This window comes from Halomonas sp. Y3 (assembly GCF_024137965.1).
In the GTDB taxonomy this organism is placed as follows: domain Bacteria; phylum Pseudomonadota; class Gammaproteobacteria; order Pseudomonadales; family Halomonadaceae; genus Halomonas; species Halomonas mongoliensis.
Map to the genome: position 1 here is coordinate 668,928 of NZ_CP099975.1, position 18,012 is coordinate 686,939.

20 protein-coding genes are annotated in these 18,012 nt (G+C 65.6%); 18 read left to right on the plus strand and 2 right to left on the minus strand.

The genetic code is table 11. The features are described from left to right. Nucleotides 1-10 precede the first annotated feature (10 nt). The gene (gene ugpA, locus NHL60_RS03160) at nt 11-895 is read right to left on the minus strand and encodes a sn-glycerol-3-phosphate ABC transporter permease UgpA (RefSeq protein ID WP_253448918.1); all 885 of its coding nucleotides are present in this window, start codon (nt 893-895) and stop codon (nt 11-13) included. Nucleotides 896-958: 63 nt separating this feature from the next. Then, a complete protein-coding gene (gene ugpB, locus NHL60_RS03165) occupies nt 959-2,278 on the minus strand; it encodes a sn-glycerol-3-phosphate ABC transporter substrate-binding protein UgpB (RefSeq protein ID WP_253448921.1) in 1,320 nt (439 codons plus the stop codon). A 238-nt stretch (nt 2,279-2,516) separates the two neighbouring features. On the opposite strand from ugpB, the gene NHL60_RS03170 reads away from it, so the two are divergent. The 18 genes from NHL60_RS03170 (at nt 2,517) to NHL60_RS03255 (ending at nt 17,977) form a co-directional block, all read left to right on the plus strand. Next, a complete protein-coding gene (locus NHL60_RS03170) occupies nt 2,517-3,221 on the plus strand; it encodes an HAD family phosphatase (RefSeq protein ID WP_253448924.1) in 705 nt (234 codons plus the stop codon). A gap of 58 nt (nt 3,222-3,279) precedes the next feature. Beyond that, a complete protein-coding gene (gene phnX, locus NHL60_RS03175; RefSeq protein WP_110070857.1) occupies nt 3,280-4,098 on the plus strand; it encodes a phosphonoacetaldehyde hydrolase in 819 nt (272 codons plus the stop codon). Nucleotides 4,099-4,485: 387 nt separating this feature from the next. Next, the gene (gene phnC, locus NHL60_RS03180) at nt 4,486-5,301 is read left to right on the plus strand and encodes a phosphonate ABC transporter ATP-binding protein (protein ID WP_253448927.1); all 816 of its coding nucleotides are present in this window, start codon (nt 4,486-4,488) and stop codon (nt 5,299-5,301) included. A gap of 124 nt (nt 5,302-5,425) precedes the next feature. Then, entirely contained in the window at nt 5,426-6,340 is a 915-nt protein-coding gene (phnD, locus tag NHL60_RS03185) for a phosphonate ABC transporter substrate-binding protein (RefSeq protein ID WP_253448930.1), read from the plus strand. Between the two features lie 67 nt (nt 6,341-6,407). Further along, nucleotides 6,408-7,292 carry a phosphonate ABC transporter, permease protein PhnE gene (gene phnE / locus NHL60_RS03190; RefSeq protein WP_219983322.1) on the plus strand — a complete coding sequence of 295 codons (885 nt, stop codon included), beginning with the start codon at nt 6,408-6,410 and terminating at the stop codon, nt 7,290-7,292. Further along, nucleotides 7,289-8,137 carry a phosphonate ABC transporter, permease protein PhnE gene (gene phnE, locus NHL60_RS03195; RefSeq protein WP_253448933.1) on the plus strand — a complete coding sequence of 283 codons (849 nt, stop codon included), beginning with the start codon at nt 7,289-7,291 and terminating at the stop codon, nt 8,135-8,137. The genes phnE (NHL60_RS03190) and phnE (NHL60_RS03195) overlap by 4 nt, the downstream gene beginning before the upstream one ends. Nucleotides 8,138-8,208: 71 nt before the next feature. After that, nucleotides 8,209-8,958: a phosphonate metabolism transcriptional regulator PhnF gene (gene phnF / locus NHL60_RS03200; RefSeq protein ID WP_253448936.1), complete on the plus strand. Its 750-nt coding sequence runs from the start codon at nt 8,209-8,211 to the stop codon at nt 8,956-8,958. Further along, nucleotides 8,955-9,404 (plus strand): phosphonate C-P lyase system protein PhnG, encoded by a 450-nt coding sequence (gene phnG / locus NHL60_RS03205; RefSeq protein WP_253448939.1) that lies wholly within the window; start codon nt 8,955-8,957, stop codon nt 9,402-9,404. Before phnF ends, phnG begins: the two co-directional genes overlap by 4 nt. A 2-nt stretch (nt 9,405-9,406) precedes the next feature. Next, nucleotides 9,407-10,036, plus strand: a complete 630-nt coding sequence (gene phnH / locus NHL60_RS03210) for a phosphonate C-P lyase system protein PhnH (protein WP_253448942.1) — start codon at nt 9,407-9,409, stop codon at nt 10,034-10,036. Continuing rightward, the gene (locus NHL60_RS03215) at nt 10,021-11,199 is read left to right on the plus strand and encodes a carbon-phosphorus lyase complex subunit PhnI (RefSeq protein WP_253448945.1); all 1,179 of its coding nucleotides are present in this window, start codon (nt 10,021-10,023) and stop codon (nt 11,197-11,199) included. The genes phnH and NHL60_RS03215 overlap by 16 nt, the downstream gene beginning before the upstream one ends. Further along, nucleotides 11,196-12,050, plus strand: coding sequence for an alpha-D-ribose 1-methylphosphonate 5-phosphate C-P-lyase PhnJ (locus tag NHL60_RS03220; RefSeq protein WP_253448948.1), 855 nt, complete (start codon nt 11,196-11,198; stop codon nt 12,048-12,050). The genes NHL60_RS03215 and NHL60_RS03220 overlap by 4 nt, the downstream gene beginning before the upstream one ends. After that, nucleotides 12,047-12,865, plus strand: a complete 819-nt coding sequence (gene phnK / locus NHL60_RS03225; protein ID WP_253448950.1) for a phosphonate C-P lyase system protein PhnK — start codon at nt 12,047-12,049, stop codon at nt 12,863-12,865. Before NHL60_RS03220 ends, phnK begins: the two co-directional genes overlap by 4 nt. 11 nt (nt 12,866-12,876) lie before the next feature. Beyond that, on the plus strand, nt 12,877-13,620 hold the full coding sequence (phnL, locus tag NHL60_RS03230) for a phosphonate C-P lyase system protein PhnL (protein WP_253448955.1): 744 nt from the start codon (nt 12,877-12,879) through the stop codon (nt 13,618-13,620). Between the two features lie 11 nt (nt 13,621-13,631). Beyond that, on the plus strand, nt 13,632-14,273 hold the full coding sequence (locus NHL60_RS03235; RefSeq protein ID WP_253451970.1) for a DapH/DapD/GlmU-related protein: 642 nt from the start codon (nt 13,632-13,634) through the stop codon (nt 14,271-14,273). Beyond that, nucleotides 14,273-15,421 carry an alpha-D-ribose 1-methylphosphonate 5-triphosphate diphosphatase gene (locus NHL60_RS03240; protein WP_253448958.1) on the plus strand — a complete coding sequence of 383 codons (1,149 nt, stop codon included), beginning with the start codon at nt 14,273-14,275 and terminating at the stop codon, nt 15,419-15,421. Before NHL60_RS03235 ends, NHL60_RS03240 begins: the two co-directional genes overlap by 1 nt. Further along, nucleotides 15,421-15,963: a ribose 1,5-bisphosphokinase gene (gene phnN, locus NHL60_RS03245; protein WP_253448961.1), complete on the plus strand. Its 543-nt coding sequence runs from the start codon at nt 15,421-15,423 to the stop codon at nt 15,961-15,963. The genes NHL60_RS03240 and phnN overlap by 1 nt, the downstream gene beginning before the upstream one ends. Then, nucleotides 15,960-16,796: a phosphonate metabolism protein PhnP gene (gene phnP, locus NHL60_RS03250; protein WP_253448963.1), complete on the plus strand. Its 837-nt coding sequence runs from the start codon at nt 15,960-15,962 to the stop codon at nt 16,794-16,796. The genes phnN and phnP overlap by 4 nt, the downstream gene beginning before the upstream one ends. Continuing rightward, nucleotides 16,796-17,977 carry an MFS transporter gene (locus tag NHL60_RS03255; RefSeq protein WP_253448967.1) on the plus strand — a complete coding sequence of 394 codons (1,182 nt, stop codon included), beginning with the start codon at nt 16,796-16,798 and terminating at the stop codon, nt 17,975-17,977. The genes phnP and NHL60_RS03255 overlap by 1 nt, the downstream gene beginning before the upstream one ends. The last annotated feature ends 35 nt before the right edge of the window (nt 17,978-18,012 follow it).

Below are 18,012 nucleotides of genomic sequence, written 5' to 3' on the forward strand. Positions count from 1 at the left end.
CTCCTCCGGGTCAGTAGTTGACGCGCCGTTCGATGAAGCGGAACTGCACCACGGTGAGGAGCACCACGATGGCCATCAGGATCACCGACTGGGCGGCTGAGCTGCCCAGGTTGAGCCCCACGAAGCCGTCGGCGTAGACCTTGTAGACCAGGGTATTCGTCGCCTGGGAGGGGCCGCCCTGGGTGGTGGCGTGAATCACACCGAAGGTGTCGAACATGGCGTAGACCACGTTGACCACCATCAGGAAGAAGGTGGTGGGTGAGAGGAGTGGAAAGACGATGGTCCAGAAACGCTTCACGGGGCCGGCGCCATCGATGGCCGCCGCCTCGATCAGCGACTGGGGGATCGACTGCAGCCCGGCCAGGAAGAAGAGGAAGTTGTAGGCGATCTGCTTCCAGGCGGCGGCGATGATCACCAGCATCATGGCATCGTTCCCTGAGGTGCGGTGGTTCCAGCGGTAGCCCAGCATCTCGAGCGCATAGGGCACGATGCCGATCGAGGGGTTGAAGATGAACCACCAGAGCACTCCGGCAATGGCCGGGGCGATGGCATAGGGCCACACCAGCAGGGTGGTGTAGGCGTTGCGCGAGCGCAGCATGCGGTTGACGGTAGCCGCCAGCAGCAGGGCGGCGGACATCGACAGCAGTGTGGTGCCGATGGCGAACATCGCGGTCACCGAGAGCGAGTCGAGATAGGTGTCGTCGGCGAAGAGCCGTGCGAAGTTGGCCAGGCCCACGAAGGTGCTGTTGAGGCCGAAGGCGTCCTCGCGCAGCAGCGACATGTATAGCGCCTGCAGCGAGGGCCAGATGAAGAAGATCAGGGTCACGATCACCTGGGGGGCCAGCAGGGCATAGGGCAGCCAGCGCCCGGGAAAGGTCATGCGTTTGGTCTGCATCGGAAGGCTCGAAGCGACGATAAACAGGCGCCCCCTCCGCGGGAGGGAGCGCAAAGGCAGGGCTCAGCGGTTGGCGGCCTCGAAGTCGCGCAGCAGGGCGTTGCCGCGGCGGGCGGCGTCGGCGCTGGCCTGCTCGCCGTTCTTCTGGCCGCTCATCACCGCCTCCATCTCCTCGGAGATGATGTCGCGGATCTGCACGAAGTTGCCGAAGCGTAGCCCCTTGGAGTTTTCCGTGGGCGGGTTGAGGTTCATCTGGCGAATGGAGATGTCGGCGCCCGGGTTCTCGGCGTAGAAGCCCTGCGTCTCGCTCAGCTCCCAGGCGGCCTGGGTGATCGGCAGGTAGCCGGTGCGCTGGTGCCAGTCGGCCTGCACCTCGGGCCGGGAGAGGTACTCGAAGAAGGCGGCCACGGCCTCGTACTCCTCGTCGCTGTGGCCCTGCAGCGCCCAGAGGGTGGCGCCGCCGATGATGGAGTTCTGGGGTGCGCCCTCCACCTCCGCGTAGTAGGGCTGCATGGCGAAGCCCACTTCAAAATCGGCGTTGGCCAGCACCCCGGCCCGTGAGGCGGAGGAGCCGAAGAACATGGCGCACTCTCCCGAGTAGAACATCGGCGCGGCATCATCCCCCGGCCCCGGGCCGCCCCAGCGGAAGACCCCTTCGTCCTGCCACGCCTTGAGGTTGTCCCAGTGACTCGCCACCAGGTCATTGTCGAAGACGAACTCCGTATCCAGGCCGCCAAAACCGTTCTCCCGGGTGCCCAGGGGCGAGTTGTGCATGGCGGAGAAGTTCTCCAGCATCACCCAGCTCGGCCAGGAGGTGGTGAAGCCGCAGCGGGCCGCGCCGCTCTCGCGCAGCCGGCGGGAGGCCTTGACGATCTCCTCCCAGGTCTCGGGCGTGCCGCTCAGGCCCGCGGCCTCGAAGGCGTCGCGGTTGAGATAGAGGATCGGCGTGGAGGAGTTGAAGGGGAAGGAGAGCATGTTGCCGCGAGTATCGGTGTAGTAGCCCACCACCGCCGGCAGGAAGGCCTCGCGCTCGAAGGCGCGACCGTGGTCTTCCATCAGCTCGTGGATGGGGTAGATGGCCCCCTCGGCGGCCATCATGGTGCCGGTGCCCACCTCGAAGACCTGCAGGATATGCGGCTGCTGGCGGGCACGGAAGGCGGCGATGGCGCCGGTCATGGTCTCGGTGTAGTTGCCGCGGTAGCTGGGGTTCACCCGGTAGTCGTCCTGGGAGGCGTTGAACTCCTCGGTGATGCCTTCAAGGATCTCGCCGAGCTCACCTCCCATGGCGTGCCACCACTGGACCTCCACGGCGGCGTGAGCGGACAGCGATAGGGTAGCGGCGGCGATGCCGGCGGCCAGGCCTTTCAGTGTGGGTACGAACATGGGGCTCTCCTTGCGGTGTGATTCACGGCGATGACGTGGGCGGCGGTAAGCCGTTCTGCTCCGTCGCCCGACGTTATCCGCACAAGGTGACGACGGCATGGCGGGGTGGTGTCAGTCGGTTGGCGACGGCGTGACGGCGAGATGGCAGTGCCGTGACAGGTCGTGCCGGTCATGCCTTTGTCACCGGTCTGGCCCAGGCTATGGGCCTTCCTGAACCACCGGGTAACTGGAGACCGTCATGCGCCTTGCCCTCTTCGACCTCGACGACACCTTGCTGGATGGCGACTGCAGCGCGCTGTGGAACGACTGGATGGTGGAGTGCGGTTGGATCGACGCCCCCGGCGAGTATCTCGCCCGTACCCAGGCGATGAACGCGGCCTACCACGCCGGCCGGCTCAAGCTGGAGCAGTACCTGGCCGTGACGCTGTCGCCGCTGACGGGGCGCCACGAGGAGGAGGTCGCCGCCGAGGTCGAGGCCTTCGTGGCCGAGCGGATCGCGCCGCGCTTCTTTCCCCAGGGGCGGGCGCTGATCGCGCGCCACCGGGAGCAGGGTGATCTGCCGCTGCTGATCTCCGCTTCCTCGCGACATCTGGTGGGGCCGGTGGCCAAGCGGCTGGGCATCAGGCAGGTGATCGCCGTGGAGCCGGAGCTTGCCGCCGGCCACTTTACCGGCGCTACCACCGGGGTGCTCTCCTATCGGGGCGGCAAGGTCGCCCGGTTGGAGTCTTGGCTGGCCGAGCGTCACGCCGTCGCTACCCACCTCTGCTTCTACTCCGACTCTCAGAACGACCTGCCGCTGCTCAACCGGGTGGATCGCCCTGTGGCGGTCAATCCCGATCCGGTGCTGGCCGAGGTGGCGCGCGTCGAGGGGTGGGAGCGGCTGGAGTGGAAGCGTGAGCTGCGACGCCATGATGTGCCAAGTGCGGAAAGCGCGAATGAGTGACGCCTATTCCGGGCGTGGACGGCTGCCGCCCCGCCGCCCGGCTCACCGGAGAGATCCGATGCACTACCACTCCCCCGAGCGTCTTAAGTGCGCCATCCTCGACTGGGCCGGTACCGTGGTGGACTTCGGCTCCTTCGCTCCCACCCAGATCTTCGTCGAGGCCTTCGCCGAACTGGGCGTCGACATCAGCCTGGAAGAGGCCCGCGGGCCCATGGGCATGGGCAAGTGGGAACACATTCGCACCCTCTGCAACGTCCCGGCCATTGCGGCGCGCTTCGAGACGGCGGTGGGGCATGCCCCCAGTGACGCCGATGTCGATGCGCTGTATGAGCGCTTCATGCCCCTGCAGATCGCCAAGATCGGCGAGCACTCGTCGCCGATTCCCGGGGCGCTCGATGCTATTGCTGCGCTGCGCGAGCGGGGCCTGAAGATCGGCTCCTGCTCCGGCTACCCCGCCGTGGTGATGGAGCAGGTGGTGGCACGGGCCCGGGCCAACGGCTACGTGGCCGATCACGTCGTCGCCACCGACGAGGTGCCCAACGGCCGTCCGCATCCGGCCCAGGCGTTGGCGAATGTCATCGCGCTGGGCATCGATGACGTGGCCGCCTGCGTCAAGGTGGACGACACCGCGCCGGGCATTATCGAGGGGCGCAGTGCCGGCATGTGGACGGTGGCGCTGACCTGCTCCGGCAACGCCCTGGGGCTCGATTACGCTGAGTACCGCAAGATGGGGGAGGCCGAACTGGCGGAGAGACGAGCGTGCATCGAAGCGCAGTTCGCACCCGCAAGGCCGCACTTCATGATCGACACTATTGCCGAGCTGCCGGCGTTGGTCGCCGAGATCGATGCGCGTCTGGCTCGCGGCGAGCGGCCGTGAGCTCCGCCCCCCCCCTGGCGCTGATGCTGCCGGCGCCGGCCAAGCGGGCCGGCACCAGCATCATGCTGGAAGGGTTCTGCCTAGCGGCCCCACAGCAGCTGCGCACATTCCTCTGCTTGCCCTCCCTTCCTTGCACGTCAGGCCAGGCACATCAGCCCCGGTTATGACGCATTGTTTGCGATTATGTTTCGATTTAGCTTGCTGGACGGGTAAGTGACTGTTTTGCCACTGATGGCGCGTGACGCTGGTCGAATTTCGGGAGGGTTTTCGCCAGATTAATTCACAACAGTGAAATCGTCTAGACAAGTTGTCTTCATCTCGCGGGCCTATCATGTCCTATATAAAGCCTTCGCATGGTGCCACTTGATGTGGCAGGAGATCAGGCCAATGCTACGTCTGGATAGTGTCAGCAAGAGCTACGGGAAGTCCCGCGTTATCAGAAATATCAGCTTCGACATCCCGGAGGGGGAGGTGGTCGGTGTGATTGGCCGCTCCGGTGCAGGGAAGTCGACGCTTCTGCGCATGGTGAATCGTCTTACCGATGTGTCGGAGGGGCGGATTGAATTTTCGGGAGAGCCCGTCAGTCGACTCAAGGGAAGGGCTCTCAGGCAGTGGCGAGGACAGACTGCCATGATCTTTCAGCAGTTCAATCTCATCCCGCGCCTGGATGTTATCACCAATGTGCTGATGGGAAGAATTGCCCATCACGGAACCCTGGCTTCGATGTTCAAGATCTTCAGCCGTGAAGAAAAGGCCCAGGCTATCCATGCCCTTGAACAGCTGGACCTGGCCGATAAGGCCCTTCAGCGCGCGGGCAATCTTTCCGGTGGCCAGCAGCAGAGGGTCGCCATCGCCAGGGCCATGATGCAGTCGCCTCGTATCATGCTTGCCGACGAACCCATCGCTTCCCTTGATCCACGTAGCGCCGCCATGGTGATGGATGCCATCAAGGAGATCAATCACACCAAGGGAATTACGGTGATGTGCAATCTCCATTCGCTGGAGACGGCGCGCCAGTACTGCGATCGCGTCATCGGCATGCTGCACGGTGAGGTGGTGTTCGATGGCCATCCTGAGCAGCTCGATCACAACACCATTCAGCGCATTTATGGCGTCGAAGATGGTGAGAAGGCGATCAATGAGAGTGTGACTTCCGGAGAGGTTTGGTCCGGCGGTGCTCCCCCAGAATCAGCCTTTGCATAAAGATTTTCAGGTCACTCATGTGGGCCATTAGCATGTGGGCTATGAGAGTGATGGCATGACCCGGTCGCCACCCGGTGTGTGACCATCCAGCAATGCAGTTTAGCCACCCGAAACGAGAGAGATCATGATGCGTCATACCCTCAAGTACCTTGTTGCTTCTGTCCTCATCTCACCGCTTGCCATCACGGCGGCTCAGGCCGACTGGCGCGATGACTACCCGGTCGTTACCCTTGGCGCCACCACGGTCGAGAACCAGGCCGCCACCATCGATCGTTTCCAGCCGCTGGCCGACTACTTCGAAGAGCAACTGGGCGTCGAGATGCAGATTCAGCAGGCCAGCGACTACGCTGCCGTGGTGCAGGCGCTGACCGCGGGGCACGTACACCTGGCGCGACTCGGTGGCTCTTCCTATGCGGCGGGCTGGATCGACAGCGACGGTGGCGTCGAGCCTCTGGTCGTGCCGGCTGAGCTTGACGGTGAGCTGGGCTACCACTCCGTACTGATCGTGCGCGCCGACAGCGAGTTCGAAAGCGTCGATGACCTTCAGGGCAGGTCGCTTGCTTGGGCAGACCCCAACTCCACTTCCGGCTATCTGGTGCCCCTGGTTAGCCTGAGAGAGGACGGTATCGAGCCCAATAACTTCTTCGGCAATACCGTCTTCTCGGGTGGCCATGAACAGAGCGTGATCGGTGTATTGAACGGCTCTCTGGATTCGGCCTTTACCTGGACGTCTCGCGGTGACAATACCGGCCAGCTGCGCATGATGATGGATCGCGGCATGCTTGACCGTGATGATATCCGCGTGATCTGGGAGTCTCCGCTCATCCCCAACCCTCCCTATGTGGTGAACGGTGAACTGCCCGAGGAGATGAAGCAGGAGATCGCCGACTTTTTCATGACCCTCCACGAAACGCGTCCGGACCTGGCAGAGGCCGCGGCGTCGGGCCGCACCTCCGGCTTCGTGCCGGCCACCCACGAGATGTACGAGCCAATCCTGGGTGCCGTACAGGAGCTGCGCGACTCTCGCCGTCAGCGCTGAAGACACCGCCCCCTGATCCAGTGGGTAGCCCGGTCGCCTACCAGCGACCGGGCAGAGGAAATAGATGATGTCATCACCATACGATCATTCAGGCTCCAACGCCTGGCAGGGTTTCTGCGCCCAGCAGCAGCGGTTGAGGTTAGAAAAATATCGGGTCTGGCTGCTGGGTGGCGGCGTGTTTCTTGCGCTGTTTATGACCTCGGCCCACCTGAGCCACTTCAGCCCAGGGCGCATTGCCGAGGGGCTGCCCAAGGTTCATGAATATGTCGTCAAGATTCTTCCCGAGATGGGCGTCACGACCTTTCGTGACGACATGGCCTACTGGTTCTACGCCTTTCCCGACTGGATGAAGCTGCTTGGCGAAACACTGCTGATGGCCTATGTGGCCACGCTACTCGGTACGCTGGGTGCACTCGTTCTTGGCTTCGTGGCTGCGCGCAACGTCGGGCCCAACCGCTGGCTGACGGCGCTCTCTCGGCGCGTTCTGGAAGTGGCACGTACCGTACCGGATCTGGTCTATGCCCTGATCTTCGTTTTCGCCTTCGGCCTCGGCCCCCTGGCCGGCATCCTGGCCATTGCCGTCCACTCGATGGGAGCGTCGGGCAAGCTGTTTTCCGAAGCGATCGAGAATATTGACCTGAAGCCGCTGGATGGGCTCAAGGCGGCAGGAGGCAACTGGGTGCAGGGCATGCGTTTCGCCATTTTCCCGCTGGTTCTTCCTTCCCTTGTGTCCTACTCCCTGTGGCGATTCGAGATCAATGTGCGCACCGCGACGGTTATGGGCATCGTGGGCGCCGGTGGCATCGGTCAGGAGCTGATTACCGCCATTCGCATGCTCTATTACGAAGACGTCAGCGCATTGATCCTGTTGATCGTGATCACCGTGTCGTTGACGGACATGCTGTGCGAGCGCATTCGCCATGGATTCATCGGCAAGGAGAACCTGTCATGACGTCACTGTTGCGAGGTGAGTTTTCCATGACGGATATTGAGCATCGTCATCCCGAAGTCTTTGCCGTGAGCTGGCGCCGCCACTGGCTTCAGGGAGTGGCCTGGGTAACGGCGCTGGCTGTGCTGATCTATGGCCTGGTGCTTTTCGACTTCTCGCCCGTGCGCGTCTGGAATGGCCTCGGCCAGCTCGGAATGCTGCTGCGCTTCATGGTGCCGCCGGCCACGGATCCTGCTGTGGTCTGGGAGTTTCTGAAGGCGATCTTCGAAACCCTGGCCATGGCCTTTGTCGGTACGCTGTTTGCAGCCCTGCTGGCGATACCCTTCGCCTTCCTGTCGGCCCGCAATGTCTTTCGCTTTCGGCTCGGGCGTTTTGGGGTGCGTCGAGGTATGGACTTTCTGCGCGGTGTCGACCAGCTGGTCTGGGCGTTGGTCTTTGTGCGTGCGGTAGGGCTCGGGCCCCTGGCGGGGGTGCTGGCCATCATCATTTCCGATATCGGAACCCTGGCCAAGCTGTTTTCTGAAGCGGTGGAAGGGTGCGATCGCAAGCCAGGAGAGGGGGTGGCCGCCAGTGGTGGCAGTGCCCTTCAGTGTACCCGCTTCGGCATTATTCCCCAGGTATTGCCGATGTTCATTTCGTCGACGCTGTATATCTTCGAATCCAATGTTCGCAGCGCAACAATCCTCGGCATCGTGGGTGCCGGCGGTATCGGCTATCAGCTGTCGGAGCGTATTCGCGGCCACCACTGGGAAGAGGTTGCCACCATCCTGATTCTGATTCTGGTCACGGTTTATCTCATCGACTGGGTGTCCGGAAAGATCCGGGGGCGCCTGATCGAGGGGGAGTGAGCTCCCCCCGTCTTTCCCATGTGAGATGTCCCATCGTCGAGCCGTTAATTGCCAAGGAGGCGTCATTCAACATGTCTAGACAAAAAGAACCCCCCGTCTATCGCCAGCTGGCGGACACGCTGACAGACCGGGTGCGGAGTGATTACACCGCTGGAGATTTGCTGCCCTCGGAAAGCGAGCTTGCCGAGCACTTCGGCGTCAATCGTCACACCGTGCGTCGGGCGCTGGACGAGCTGGTGGCGGCTGGGCTGGTGACTCGGCACCAGGGGCGTGGCACTCAGGTGGTGGACCGGCGCCTCGACTATCGGCTCAGCGCCGGTAGCAAGGTGACTCACAATCTTGCCGAGCTGGGTATGGCCAGCGAGACACGCTGCCTGTCCCAGGAGCTGGAAGTCCCCCCTGGCACAGTGGCGCAACGCTTCGCCCTGCAGGGACAGGCGCGCCTGCTGCATGTGAAGACGCTGCGCTACGTCGATGGGTCGCCGCTGGTCATGATCAGCCACTGGTTCGATCCCCGCCGCGTACCCGCCTGGGTCGAGCGCTACCGGGGAGGATCCACTCGCGCCTTTCTGGACCAGCACTATGGGCTCCGCCTCAGGCGTCGTCAGGCGCGTATCGAGGCGCTTGCCGCCTGTGCCGATGATGCGCGCTGGCTGCTGTGTGCCCTGCATGCGCCGCTGCTGCAGGTTACCAGTGACAACATCGATTCGACCGGTGCGCTGGTCGAGGTGTCGATGAGCCGCGCTCGCGCCGACCGGCTGTCGTACCACATCGATTTTCCAAACAGTGACTTTCCCAATGCAGGCGAGGATTTTTCATGATGGAGCCGCAACGTCGGCAGCGCATTCTGGCGCTGACTCCCAGGGAGCGACTGATCGAACACTGGCAGCGCCTGGATATTCGCCCCGACTATCGCTGCGTGAGGGGCCCCGAGGTAGGCATGGCCATGGTGCGTGGGCGCATGGGCGGTACCGGCAGCGCCTTCAACCTGGGGGAAATGACCCTGACCCGCGCCAGCGTGCAGCTGACCGATGAGGCCGCCGCCGAGGCGCCCCTGGGGCACGGCTGGGTGAAGGGGCGCGATCCTCGCCACGCCGAACTGATGGCCCTGGTCGACGCCTGTGCTCAGCGCCGCTGCTGGCAGGCCGCCATCGAGGAAGGGCTCGTGGCCCCGCTGGCGCGTGCGCTCGACGCTGAACGCGCCGAGGCGGCGCGGCGCGCCGCGGCGACCCGGGTCGATTTTTTCACCATGGTCAGGGGAGAGTAACCATGCGCTGGAATGCCTTCGATACCCCCGTGCACGACAGCCAGCGGGTCTATCGTCAGCTGCTCTCGGCGATGGCCGAGCCCGGTACCTTCGCCGAGGTCGATGGGGCGCCGGTGCCACCGTCCGATGCGGCGATCGGGACGGCCTGTTGGGCCACGCTGCTCACCCTGTGCGACCTCGACACGCGGGTCTGGCTGGCCCCCGAGCTCGATGCCGCCGGCCTTGGCGAGGCCCTCGCCTTCCACACCGGTGCCCTGCGGGCGCAGTGCCCCGCTGACGCCGACTTCGCGCTGGTGACGCCCGCCACCCTGGAAGGGAGTGCCGAGCGGGAGGCGCCGGGCTTCTGCGAGGGCAGCGATACCTACCCCGACCGCAGCACCACCCTGGTGGTGGTGCTCGATCGCCTGAACAGCGACGGCCCATGGGCCCTGAGCGGCCCCGGTATTCCCGGCGTGCGACGCCTGGACCCGGGGGAGGGCGGTGAGGCGCTGATGACGAGGCTCGCCGCCAATCGAAGCCGCTTTCCCCTCGGGCTTGACGCCATCCTGACCTGCGACGGCCGGCTGGCCGCCGTGCCGCGCAGCACCCGTATCACCCGTGTCGAGGAGGTTGACGCATGTATGTCGCCGTAAAAGGAGGCGAGCAGGCCATCGCCAACGCCCACCGCTGGCTTGCCGACCGGCGGCGAGGCGAGCGCGAGACGCCCGAGCTCGGCGTGGCCCAGGTGGAGCAGCAGCTGCGCCTGGCGGTTTCCCGCGTAATGGCCGAGGCCTCGCTCTATGACCCCGAGCTTGCGGCGCTCGCCATCAAGCAGGCCAGCGGCGACATGGTCGAGGCGGTCTTCCTGCTTCGCGCCTATCGCACCACGCTGCCGCGCCTGGCCGAGACGCTGCCGCTTGACACCTCCGCGATGCGCATCGAGCGGCGCATCAGCGCCACCTACAAGGATATTCCGGGTGGCCAGGTGCTGGGGCCGACCTACGACTATACCCACCGTCTGCTCGACTTCCTGCAGCTGGCCAACGCCGAGGTGGAAGCGCCGGCCGCGGCCGAGGAGCCCCTGGCTGACTGCCCCCAGGTGCTGGAGCTGCTCGATGCCGAAGGGGTAATCGAGCGCGAGGAGGACGACGGTGCCGAGCCATACGATATCACCCGTGACCCTCCCGACTTCCCGGTGGATCGCGCCACCCGCCTGCAGATGCTGGCTCGGGGCGACGAGGGCTACCTGCTGGCGCTCGGCTACTCCACCCAGCGCGGCTATGGCCGCAACCACCCCTTCGCCGGGGAGATCCGACTGGGCACCGTGGAGGTGGAGATTGCCGTGGACGAGCACGAGTCGCCGATCTGCATCGGCGAGATCGAGATCAGCGAGTGCCAGATGATCAATCAGTTCGGCGGTTCACGGGAGACGGCGCCCCAGTTCACCCGCGGCTATGGCCTGGCCTTTGGCCACAACGAGCGCAAGACCATGGCCATGGCGCTGGTGGACCGAGCCTTGCGCGCCGAGGAGCTGGGCGAGACGGCTTCTGGTCCTGCCCAGCAGGCGGAGTTCGTGCTCGCTCACGCCGACAGCGTGGAAGCAGCGGGCTTCGTCTCTCACCTCAAGCTGCCGCACTACGTCGATTTCCAGTCCGAGCTCGAGCTGCTGCGACGGCTACGCCGCGAGCACGCACAACGCGCCGAGGCGGCCGGCCCCAAGACGCGAAGCGATGACAGCTCTGTCCCCGTGACAGGCGCCGACACCGACGCCTGCCATACCACCCCCAGCGATCCGGTCAAGGAGCAGCAAGCATGACGGCAAGCGAGCCCACCGCCAGCGGCTACAACTTTGCCTACCTGGACGAACAGACCAAACGCATGATTCGTCGCGGCCTGCTCAAGGCGGTGGCCATTCCCGGCTACCAGGTGCCCTTCGGCGGACGCGAGATGCCGATGCCTTACGGCTGGGGCACCGGCGGCATGCAGCTGACCGCCAGCGTGCTGGGCCAGGACGACGTGCTCAAGGTGATCGACCAGGGGGCCGACGACACCACCAACGCGGTGAGTATTCGCGCCTTCTTCGAGCGTGTTGCCGGTGTCACCACCACGACCGCCACCGGTGAAGCCGACGTGATCCAGACCCGCCACCGCATCCCCGAGCAGCCACTGCGTCAGGGCCAGATCCTGGTCTTCCAGGTGCCGATCCCCGAACCGCTGCGCTTCATCGAGCCCAGCGAAGAGGAGACCCGGCTGATGCATGCCCTGGAGGAGTACGGGGTCATGCACGTCAAGCTCTACGAGGACATCGCCCGCCACGGCCATATCGCCACCACCTACGCCTATCCGGTCAAGGTGGACGGACGCTACGTCACCGATCCCTCGCCGATTCCCAAGTTCGACAACCCCAAGCTTCACATGAGTGAAGCGCTGATGCTGTTCGGGGCCGGGCGCGAGAAGCGTCTCTATGCCATCCCGCCGTACACCCGGGTGGAGAGTCTGGACTTCGAGGACCACCCCTTCGAGGTGCAGGAGTGGGATGCGCCCTGCGCGCTGTGCGGTGCCCGTGACACCTTCCTCGACGAGGTGATCACCGACGACCGGGGCGGGCGTATGTTCGTCTGCTCCGATACCGACTACTGCCAATCACGCACCGAGGAGGTGGCATGAGGCGTCCCGATCTTGAACGCGCCACGCTGCTCGAAGCGCGCGGCGTCACACGGCTCTACGGCCCCGGCAAAGGGTGCGAGGCCATCGATATTCGCCTGCACCGCGGGGAAGTGCTCGGGATTGTCGGCGAGTCCGGATCCGGCAAGTCAACGCTGCTGCGGCTGCTCGCCGGGATGGTGCGCCCCGATGCCGGTCAGGTGATCTATCACTCATCCGCCGCCCAGGGCTGCGACGGTTCGGGCCACGAGGGCGAGCTCGACCTCTACGCCATCGGCGAGGCCCGTCGCCGGGCGCTGCTGCGCATGGAGTGGGGCCTGGTGCACCAGAATCCCCGCGACGGCCTGCGCCTGGGCGTCTCCGCCGGGGCCAATATCGGCGAGCGCCTGATGGCTCTGGGCGAGCGCCACTACGGCCAGCTGCGCGCCGCCGGCCAGGACTGGATGGGGCGGGTGGAACTCGATCCGGGGCGCATCGACGATGCCCCGCGCACCTTCTCGGGAGGCATGCAGCAGCGCCTGCAGATCGCCCGCACCCTGGTCACCCGTCCCAATCTGGTGTTCATGGACGAGCCGACCGGTGGCCTGGATGTCTCCGTGCAGGCGCGGCTGCTCGATATGCTGCGCACCCTGGTCCGTGAGCTTGGCCTCTCGGTGATCCTGGTGACCCATGACCTGGCCGTAGCCCGCCTGCTGGCTCATCGCCTGATGGTCATGCGCCGTGGCCAGGTGGTGGAGGCTGGCCTGACCGACCAAATCCTCGATGACCCCCAGCATGCCTATACGCAGCTGCTGGTGTCGTCGGTCCTGACCCCGTGAGGAGGCCCGCCATGACATCCCTGACGCACCCCTTTCTCAGCGTCGACGCCCTGCACAAGGCTTTCGTGCTCCACGGCCAGGGCGGCATGACGCTCGAGGTGATGCGCGACCTGTCGCTGACCCTGTCCCCTGGGGAGTGCCTGGTGCTGGCCGGGCCCAGCGGCATCGGCAAGAGCACGCTGCTCAAGATGCTTCACGGCAGCTACCGCGTCACCGGCGGCACCCTGCGTCTGCACTTCGAGGAGGGTGACCTGTCGCTGGAGACCCTGCCCGCCCACGCCTGGCACAACCTGCGTCGCGACGTGATCGGCTACGTCAGCCAGTTCCTGCGCGTGGTGCCCCGGGTGCCCGCGGTGGAGGTGGTGATGGAGCCGCTGCTGGCCCGCGGCGCGGGTGAGGCCGAGGCACGCGTGCGTGCCGAATCGATGCTGGCCCGCCTCAACCTGCCCGAGCGTCTGTGGCACCTGGCCCCGGGGACCTTTTCCGGCGGCGAGCAGCAGCGGGTCAATATCGCCCGCGGCTTCATTGCCGAGCATCCGCTGCTGCTGCTGGATGAACCGACGGCCTCCCTGGATGCCGCCAACCGTGAGGTGGTGGTCGAGCTGATCCAGGAAGCCAAGGCGCGTGGTGCCGCCCTGCTGGGCATCTTCCATGACGAGGACGTGCGCGAGCGGGTGGCCGATCGCCTGCTGCCGTTGACGCCCTATATGGGAATGCCATCAACGCCCATCCATGAAGAGGAAAAGCCGTCATGAACCAGCCGCGAATGACGCCTCTTGCGCCCGAGCCCAGGGTGCACCCCTCAGCGCGCTTGAACGCAACGCAGCTAGGCTGCTGGACAGAAGTTGGGGAGCGCTGCGTGCTCAACCATGTCGAGCTGGGCGACTACAGCTATATCGAGCGTGATGGTGACCTGATGTTTGCCCAGGTGGGCCGTTTCACCTCCATCGCGTCCAGCGTGCGAGTTAACCCCAGTAACCATCCATGGTGGCGCCCCACGCTGCACCACTTTACCTATCGGCCGGGCAAGTTCGGGTTCACGTCGGACAGTCAGTCTGTCGATCAGGAGGTCTTCGCTTGGCGTGAAAAGGAGCGTGTGGTCGTGGGGCACGATGTCTGGATTGGCCATGGTGCGATCATCCTGCCGGGCGTGCATATCGGCAATGGTGCCATCGTGGGCGCCGGGAGCGTGGTCACGCGGGATGTACCGCCCTACATGATCGTGGTGGGCAACCCCGCAAGGGTCTTGAGGCCGCGCTTCGAGAATCCCGAGATTCCGGGTCGTCTTGAAGCCGTCGGCTGGTGGCACTGGCCACATGAACGGCTACAGACCCATCTCAAGGACTTTCAAGGAGATGCTCTGGCATTCCTTGAAGTGGCCGAAACCGTGACCGAGGAGCCTCGCTGATGTCTGCCGATGAGCAGGTGCTGACCAATGTACGCCTGATACTGGATGACGAAGTGCGCCAGGGTTCGCTGCTGATCCATGAAGGACGCATCGCCGCCCTGGATACTGCCCCGAGCCGTCTGGCCTCGGCCGTGGACTGCGATGGCGACTATCTGATGCCGGGGATGGTGGAGCTGCATACCGACAACATGGAGAAATATTTCCAGCCGCGGCCCAAGGTGGCATGGCCCTCGCGGCAGGCGGCGCTGGCCCACGACGCTCAAATGGCTGCCAGCGGCATTACCACGGTGTTCGACTCGCTCGCGATTGGCAGCGTGGAGACCAACAGCATGCGCGCCAGGGCGCTGAGCGGGATGCATGACGCTCTGCTGGACATGCAGCAGCGTGGCCTGGCGCGGGTTGACCACCGTCTCCACCTGCGCTGCGAGGTGAGTCATCCCGGCACGCTGGCCACGTTCGAGGCCATGGAAGCATCACCATTGCTGGGTCTGGTATCGCTGATGGACCACGCGCCGGGACAGCGCCAGTTCGTCAGTCTGGAAGCCTATCGCACCTACTATCAGGGCAAGTTCCGCCTTTCCGACGCCGAGATGGCGGCCTTTATCGAGCAGCAAAAGGCCAACAGCCTGCGCTACAGCGGCGAGCAGCGACGCGAGATTGCGGCACGCTGCCGAGCGCGCGGCCTGGCCCTGGCCAGCCATGACGATGCCACCGTCGAGCACGTGGCGGAAAGCCGCGAATATGGCATTGGCGTGGCGGAATTCCCGACTACCCTGGAGGCGGCGGAAGCGTCCCACCGCGCGGGTATGGCGGTGCTGATGGGGGCACCCAACGTGGTGCGGGGCGGCTCCCACTCGGGCAATATCGCGGCTGCCGAGCTGGTCCGACGTGGCGTGCTCGACGTGCTGTCTTCCGACTATTATCCGGCGTCACTGCTGGATGCGGTGTTCCGGATTGCCGAGATGGCGGAGGGCTACAGCCTGCCCCAGGCGGTTGCCACAGCCACGCGCCATCCCGCCGATGCGGTGGGGTTGCACGACCGCGGGCGCCTGGCGGCCGGGCAGCGTGCCGACCTCATTCGTATCCGGGTCTGCGACGGGCATCCGCTGGTGCAGCGTGTCTGGTGCGCCGGCAGGCAGGTGCACTGATGGCCCGGCTCGTGTATCTGATGGGGGCCAGCGGGGTCGGCAAGGACACGCTGCTGGCCGCGGCACGCAGCCGGCACCCCGAGTGGCTGGTGGCGCACCGCTACGTGACCCGGGAGAGCGGCGCCAGCGAAAACAGCGTTGCCCTGAGCGACGAAGAGTTTGCGGTCCGCCGCCGGGCGGGGCTTTTCTGCCTCAGCTGGGAAGCCCACGGTCTCTGTTACGGCCTGGGCATCGAGCTGGAGGCCTGGCTGGGGCGCGACGCTATCGTGCTGGTCAACGGCAGCCGTCGGGCGCTGTCCGACGCCCGCTGCCGCTTCGGCGAGCGGCTGCTGCCGGTTCTGGTCACGGCACCGGAAGCGCTGCTGCGTCAGCGCCTGCTGACGCGCGGCAGAGAGGGGCCGGAGGCGATCGAGGCGCGCCTGGCGCGCCATCGCCAGCTGACGGCTTCCCTGCCGGAGGTGGTGCGTATCGATAATGCCGGCACCCCGGAGGCGAGCCTGGCGGCGCTGGCCCGGCTGCTGGCGGCGAGGTGCGTGCCATGAGGTTTCGCTTTGTGGGCACGGGAGACAGCGCCCAGATCCCCTGCTTCGGCTGCGACTGTCTCGCCTGTGCCCAGGCCCGAGTGCTGACCAGCGCCCGGCGGGGGCCCTGCAGCGCGGAATTCTGGGCGGATGGGCGCCGCTACCTGCTGGATGCCGGCCGCATGGATCTGGCGGAGAGCTGTGAGCGGGAGCGCCCCGCGGCGATCCTGCTGACGCACTACCATGCCGACCACGTGCAGGGGCTGCTGCACCTGCGCTGGGGGAGGGGAGAGCCCATTCCGGTGTTTGGCCCCAAGGACGCCCGCGGCTGCGCAGACCTCTATCGCAACCCCGGCATTCTCGACTTTCGTCCCGGTCTCAAGCCCTTCAAACCTCTGCATCTCGACAGCATGACCGTTACCCCCTTGCCTCTGGTACACAGCAAGCCGACGCTCGGCTACTGCCTGGATGACGGCGGCAGCAAACTGGCTTATCTCACCGATACCTGTGGCCTGCCGCCTGAGACGGAGCGCTTCCTGCGCGAGTGGGTGCCCGACGTGGTGGTGCTTGACGCCACCTATCCGTCCTCTTGTACTGCGCCGCGCAACCATAACAGCCTGCCCATGGCGCTGCAGATCATCGAGAGGCTCGGCGCGCCACGTGCCTTTCTGACCCATATGAGTCATGAGCTGGTGGCAGAGCTTCTGGAGGCGCCGAGTCCCTTGCCATCCCATGTGCGGCTGGCGCATGACGCCGAGGAGGTACGCATGGGACCGGAAGTGGCGCGCTTGGCGCCAGGGGCTTGGGTGTCCGCTGCGCCACACACCGTCGCTCATGAGGGAACGGGGGGCTGATGGCCATCGCCGGTTCGTCGGTCCGACTGACCATGCTGCTGGGCGTGACCCAGACCCTGGCCTGGGCGTCGAGCTACTACCTGCCTGCTATCCTGGCCACGCCGATGGCCGCAGAGCTCGGCCTGAAGCGACACTGGGTGTTCGCGGCCTTTTCGCTGTCGCTGCTGATCACGGCTGCCTGCGGTCCCTGGGTGGGGCAGCGCATCGATCGCTTCGGGGGGCGCAAGATGCTGAGCCTCTCCAGCCTGACGCTGGCCGCTGGTCTGGTGCTGCTGGGACTGGCCCAGGGCGCCACCGGGCTGGTGCTGGGCTGGGCCATCATGGGCGCTGGCATGGCGATGGGGCTCTACGATGCCGCCTTCGCCACCCTGACGCGTGTCTTTGGTCGCGATGCGCGGCGGGCGATCACCGGTGTGACGCTGATGGCAGGATTTGCCAGCACGCTTGGCTGGCCGATGACCGCCTGGCTGAACGACGTTTTCGGCTGGCGAGAGGCCTGTCTGATATGGGCTGCCGTACAGCTGCTGGTCTGCCTGCCGCTGCACCGCTGTCTGCCGAATGAAGAGGAGCGTCAGGCGGTGTCGAGCGCTCCGCCTGAGGATGCCGAGGCGGGGGAGTCGGCAACTGCCAGGCGCTGGACGATGGCAGGGCTGGCCTATGTGTTCGCGGCCGGCTGGTTCGTCTCGACGGCGATGGCGGCCCATCTGCCAGGGCTGCTTCAGGAGACCGGGATTTCCCTGGCCACGGCCGTGGCGGCCGCCGCGCTGGTCGGCCCGGCTCAGGTCGGGGCACGCTTCGCGGAGTTCGCATTGATGCGTCAGGCCCATCCGCTGGTGGCGGCCAGGGTGGCCACCTGCCTGCACCCACTGGGGGCGGCGCTGCTGGTGGCCCTCGGTATGCCGGCGGCCGGCTTTGCGATCCTTCACGGTGCCGGCAACGGCTTGTTGACCATTGCGGCCGGCACCCTGCCGCTGACGCTCTTCGGTGCTCGGGGGTACGGGGCGCGCCAGGGCTGGCTCATTGCCCCGGCGCGGGTGGCCCAGGCGCTGTCACCCTGGCTGTTCGGCATGATGCTGTCGGCGTGGGGCGCGGGGGCACTGTGGCTGACTTCCGGGCTGCTGCTGGCTGCCCTGGCAACGCTGATGATGATTCGCACTCGCTCAGCGGCAGTTCGCCCTTAGCCTGTCGAGCCGTGCCATCAGCTCTGGTGGCACCC

What these genes read in the sequence shown, in the direction of transcription:
- phnX (WP_110070857.1), top strand. Translation starts at nt 3,280, where the DNA reads ATGCACTACCACTCCCCCGAGCGTCTTAAGTGCGCCATCCTCGACTGG.
- phnL (WP_253448955.1), top strand. Translation starts at nt 12,877, where the DNA reads ATGACATCCCTGACGCACCCCTTTCTCAGCGTCGACGCCCTGCACAAG.
- NHL60_RS03255 (WP_253448967.1), top strand. Translation starts at nt 16,796, where the DNA reads ATGGCCATCGCCGGTTCGTCGGTCCGACTGACCATGCTGCTGGGCGTG.
- ugpB (WP_253448921.1), bottom strand. Translation starts at nt 2,278, where the DNA reads ATGTTCGTACCCACACTGAAAGGCCTGGCCGCCGGCATCGCCGCCGCT.
- NHL60_RS03235 (WP_253451970.1), top strand. Translation starts at nt 13,632, where the DNA reads ATGACGCCTCTTGCGCCCGAGCCCAGGGTGCACCCCTCAGCGCGCTTG.
- phnN (WP_253448961.1), top strand. Translation starts at nt 15,421, where the DNA reads ATGGCCCGGCTCGTGTATCTGATGGGGGCCAGCGGGGTCGGCAAGGAC.
- NHL60_RS03240 (WP_253448958.1), top strand. Translation starts at nt 14,273, where the DNA reads ATGTCTGCCGATGAGCAGGTGCTGACCAATGTACGCCTGATACTGGAT.
- phnC (WP_253448927.1), top strand. Translation starts at nt 4,486, where the DNA reads ATGCTACGTCTGGATAGTGTCAGCAAGAGCTACGGGAAGTCCCGCGTT.
- phnG (WP_253448939.1), top strand. Translation starts at nt 8,955, where the DNA reads ATGATGGAGCCGCAACGTCGGCAGCGCATTCTGGCGCTGACTCCCAGG.
- phnD (WP_253448930.1), top strand. Translation starts at nt 5,426, where the DNA reads ATGATGCGTCATACCCTCAAGTACCTTGTTGCTTCTGTCCTCATCTCA.
- phnP (WP_253448963.1), top strand. Translation starts at nt 15,960, where the DNA reads ATGAGGTTTCGCTTTGTGGGCACGGGAGACAGCGCCCAGATCCCCTGC.
- NHL60_RS03215 (WP_253448945.1), top strand. Translation starts at nt 10,021, where the DNA reads ATGTATGTCGCCGTAAAAGGAGGCGAGCAGGCCATCGCCAACGCCCAC.
- ugpA (WP_253448918.1), bottom strand. Translation starts at nt 895, where the DNA reads ATGCAGACCAAACGCATGACCTTTCCCGGGCGCTGGCTGCCCTATGCC.
- NHL60_RS03170 (WP_253448924.1), top strand. Translation starts at nt 2,517, where the DNA reads ATGCGCCTTGCCCTCTTCGACCTCGACGACACCTTGCTGGATGGCGAC.
- phnE (WP_219983322.1), top strand. Translation starts at nt 6,408, where the DNA reads ATGTCATCACCATACGATCATTCAGGCTCCAACGCCTGGCAGGGTTTC.
- phnF (WP_253448936.1), top strand. Translation starts at nt 8,209, where the DNA reads ATGTCTAGACAAAAAGAACCCCCCGTCTATCGCCAGCTGGCGGACACG.
- NHL60_RS03220 (WP_253448948.1), top strand. Translation starts at nt 11,196, where the DNA reads ATGACGGCAAGCGAGCCCACCGCCAGCGGCTACAACTTTGCCTACCTG.
- phnK (WP_253448950.1), top strand. Translation starts at nt 12,047, where the DNA reads ATGAGGCGTCCCGATCTTGAACGCGCCACGCTGCTCGAAGCGCGCGGC.
- phnH (WP_253448942.1), top strand. Translation starts at nt 9,407, where the DNA reads ATGCGCTGGAATGCCTTCGATACCCCCGTGCACGACAGCCAGCGGGTC.
- phnE (WP_253448933.1), top strand. Translation starts at nt 7,289, where the DNA reads ATGACGTCACTGTTGCGAGGTGAGTTTTCCATGACGGATATTGAGCAT.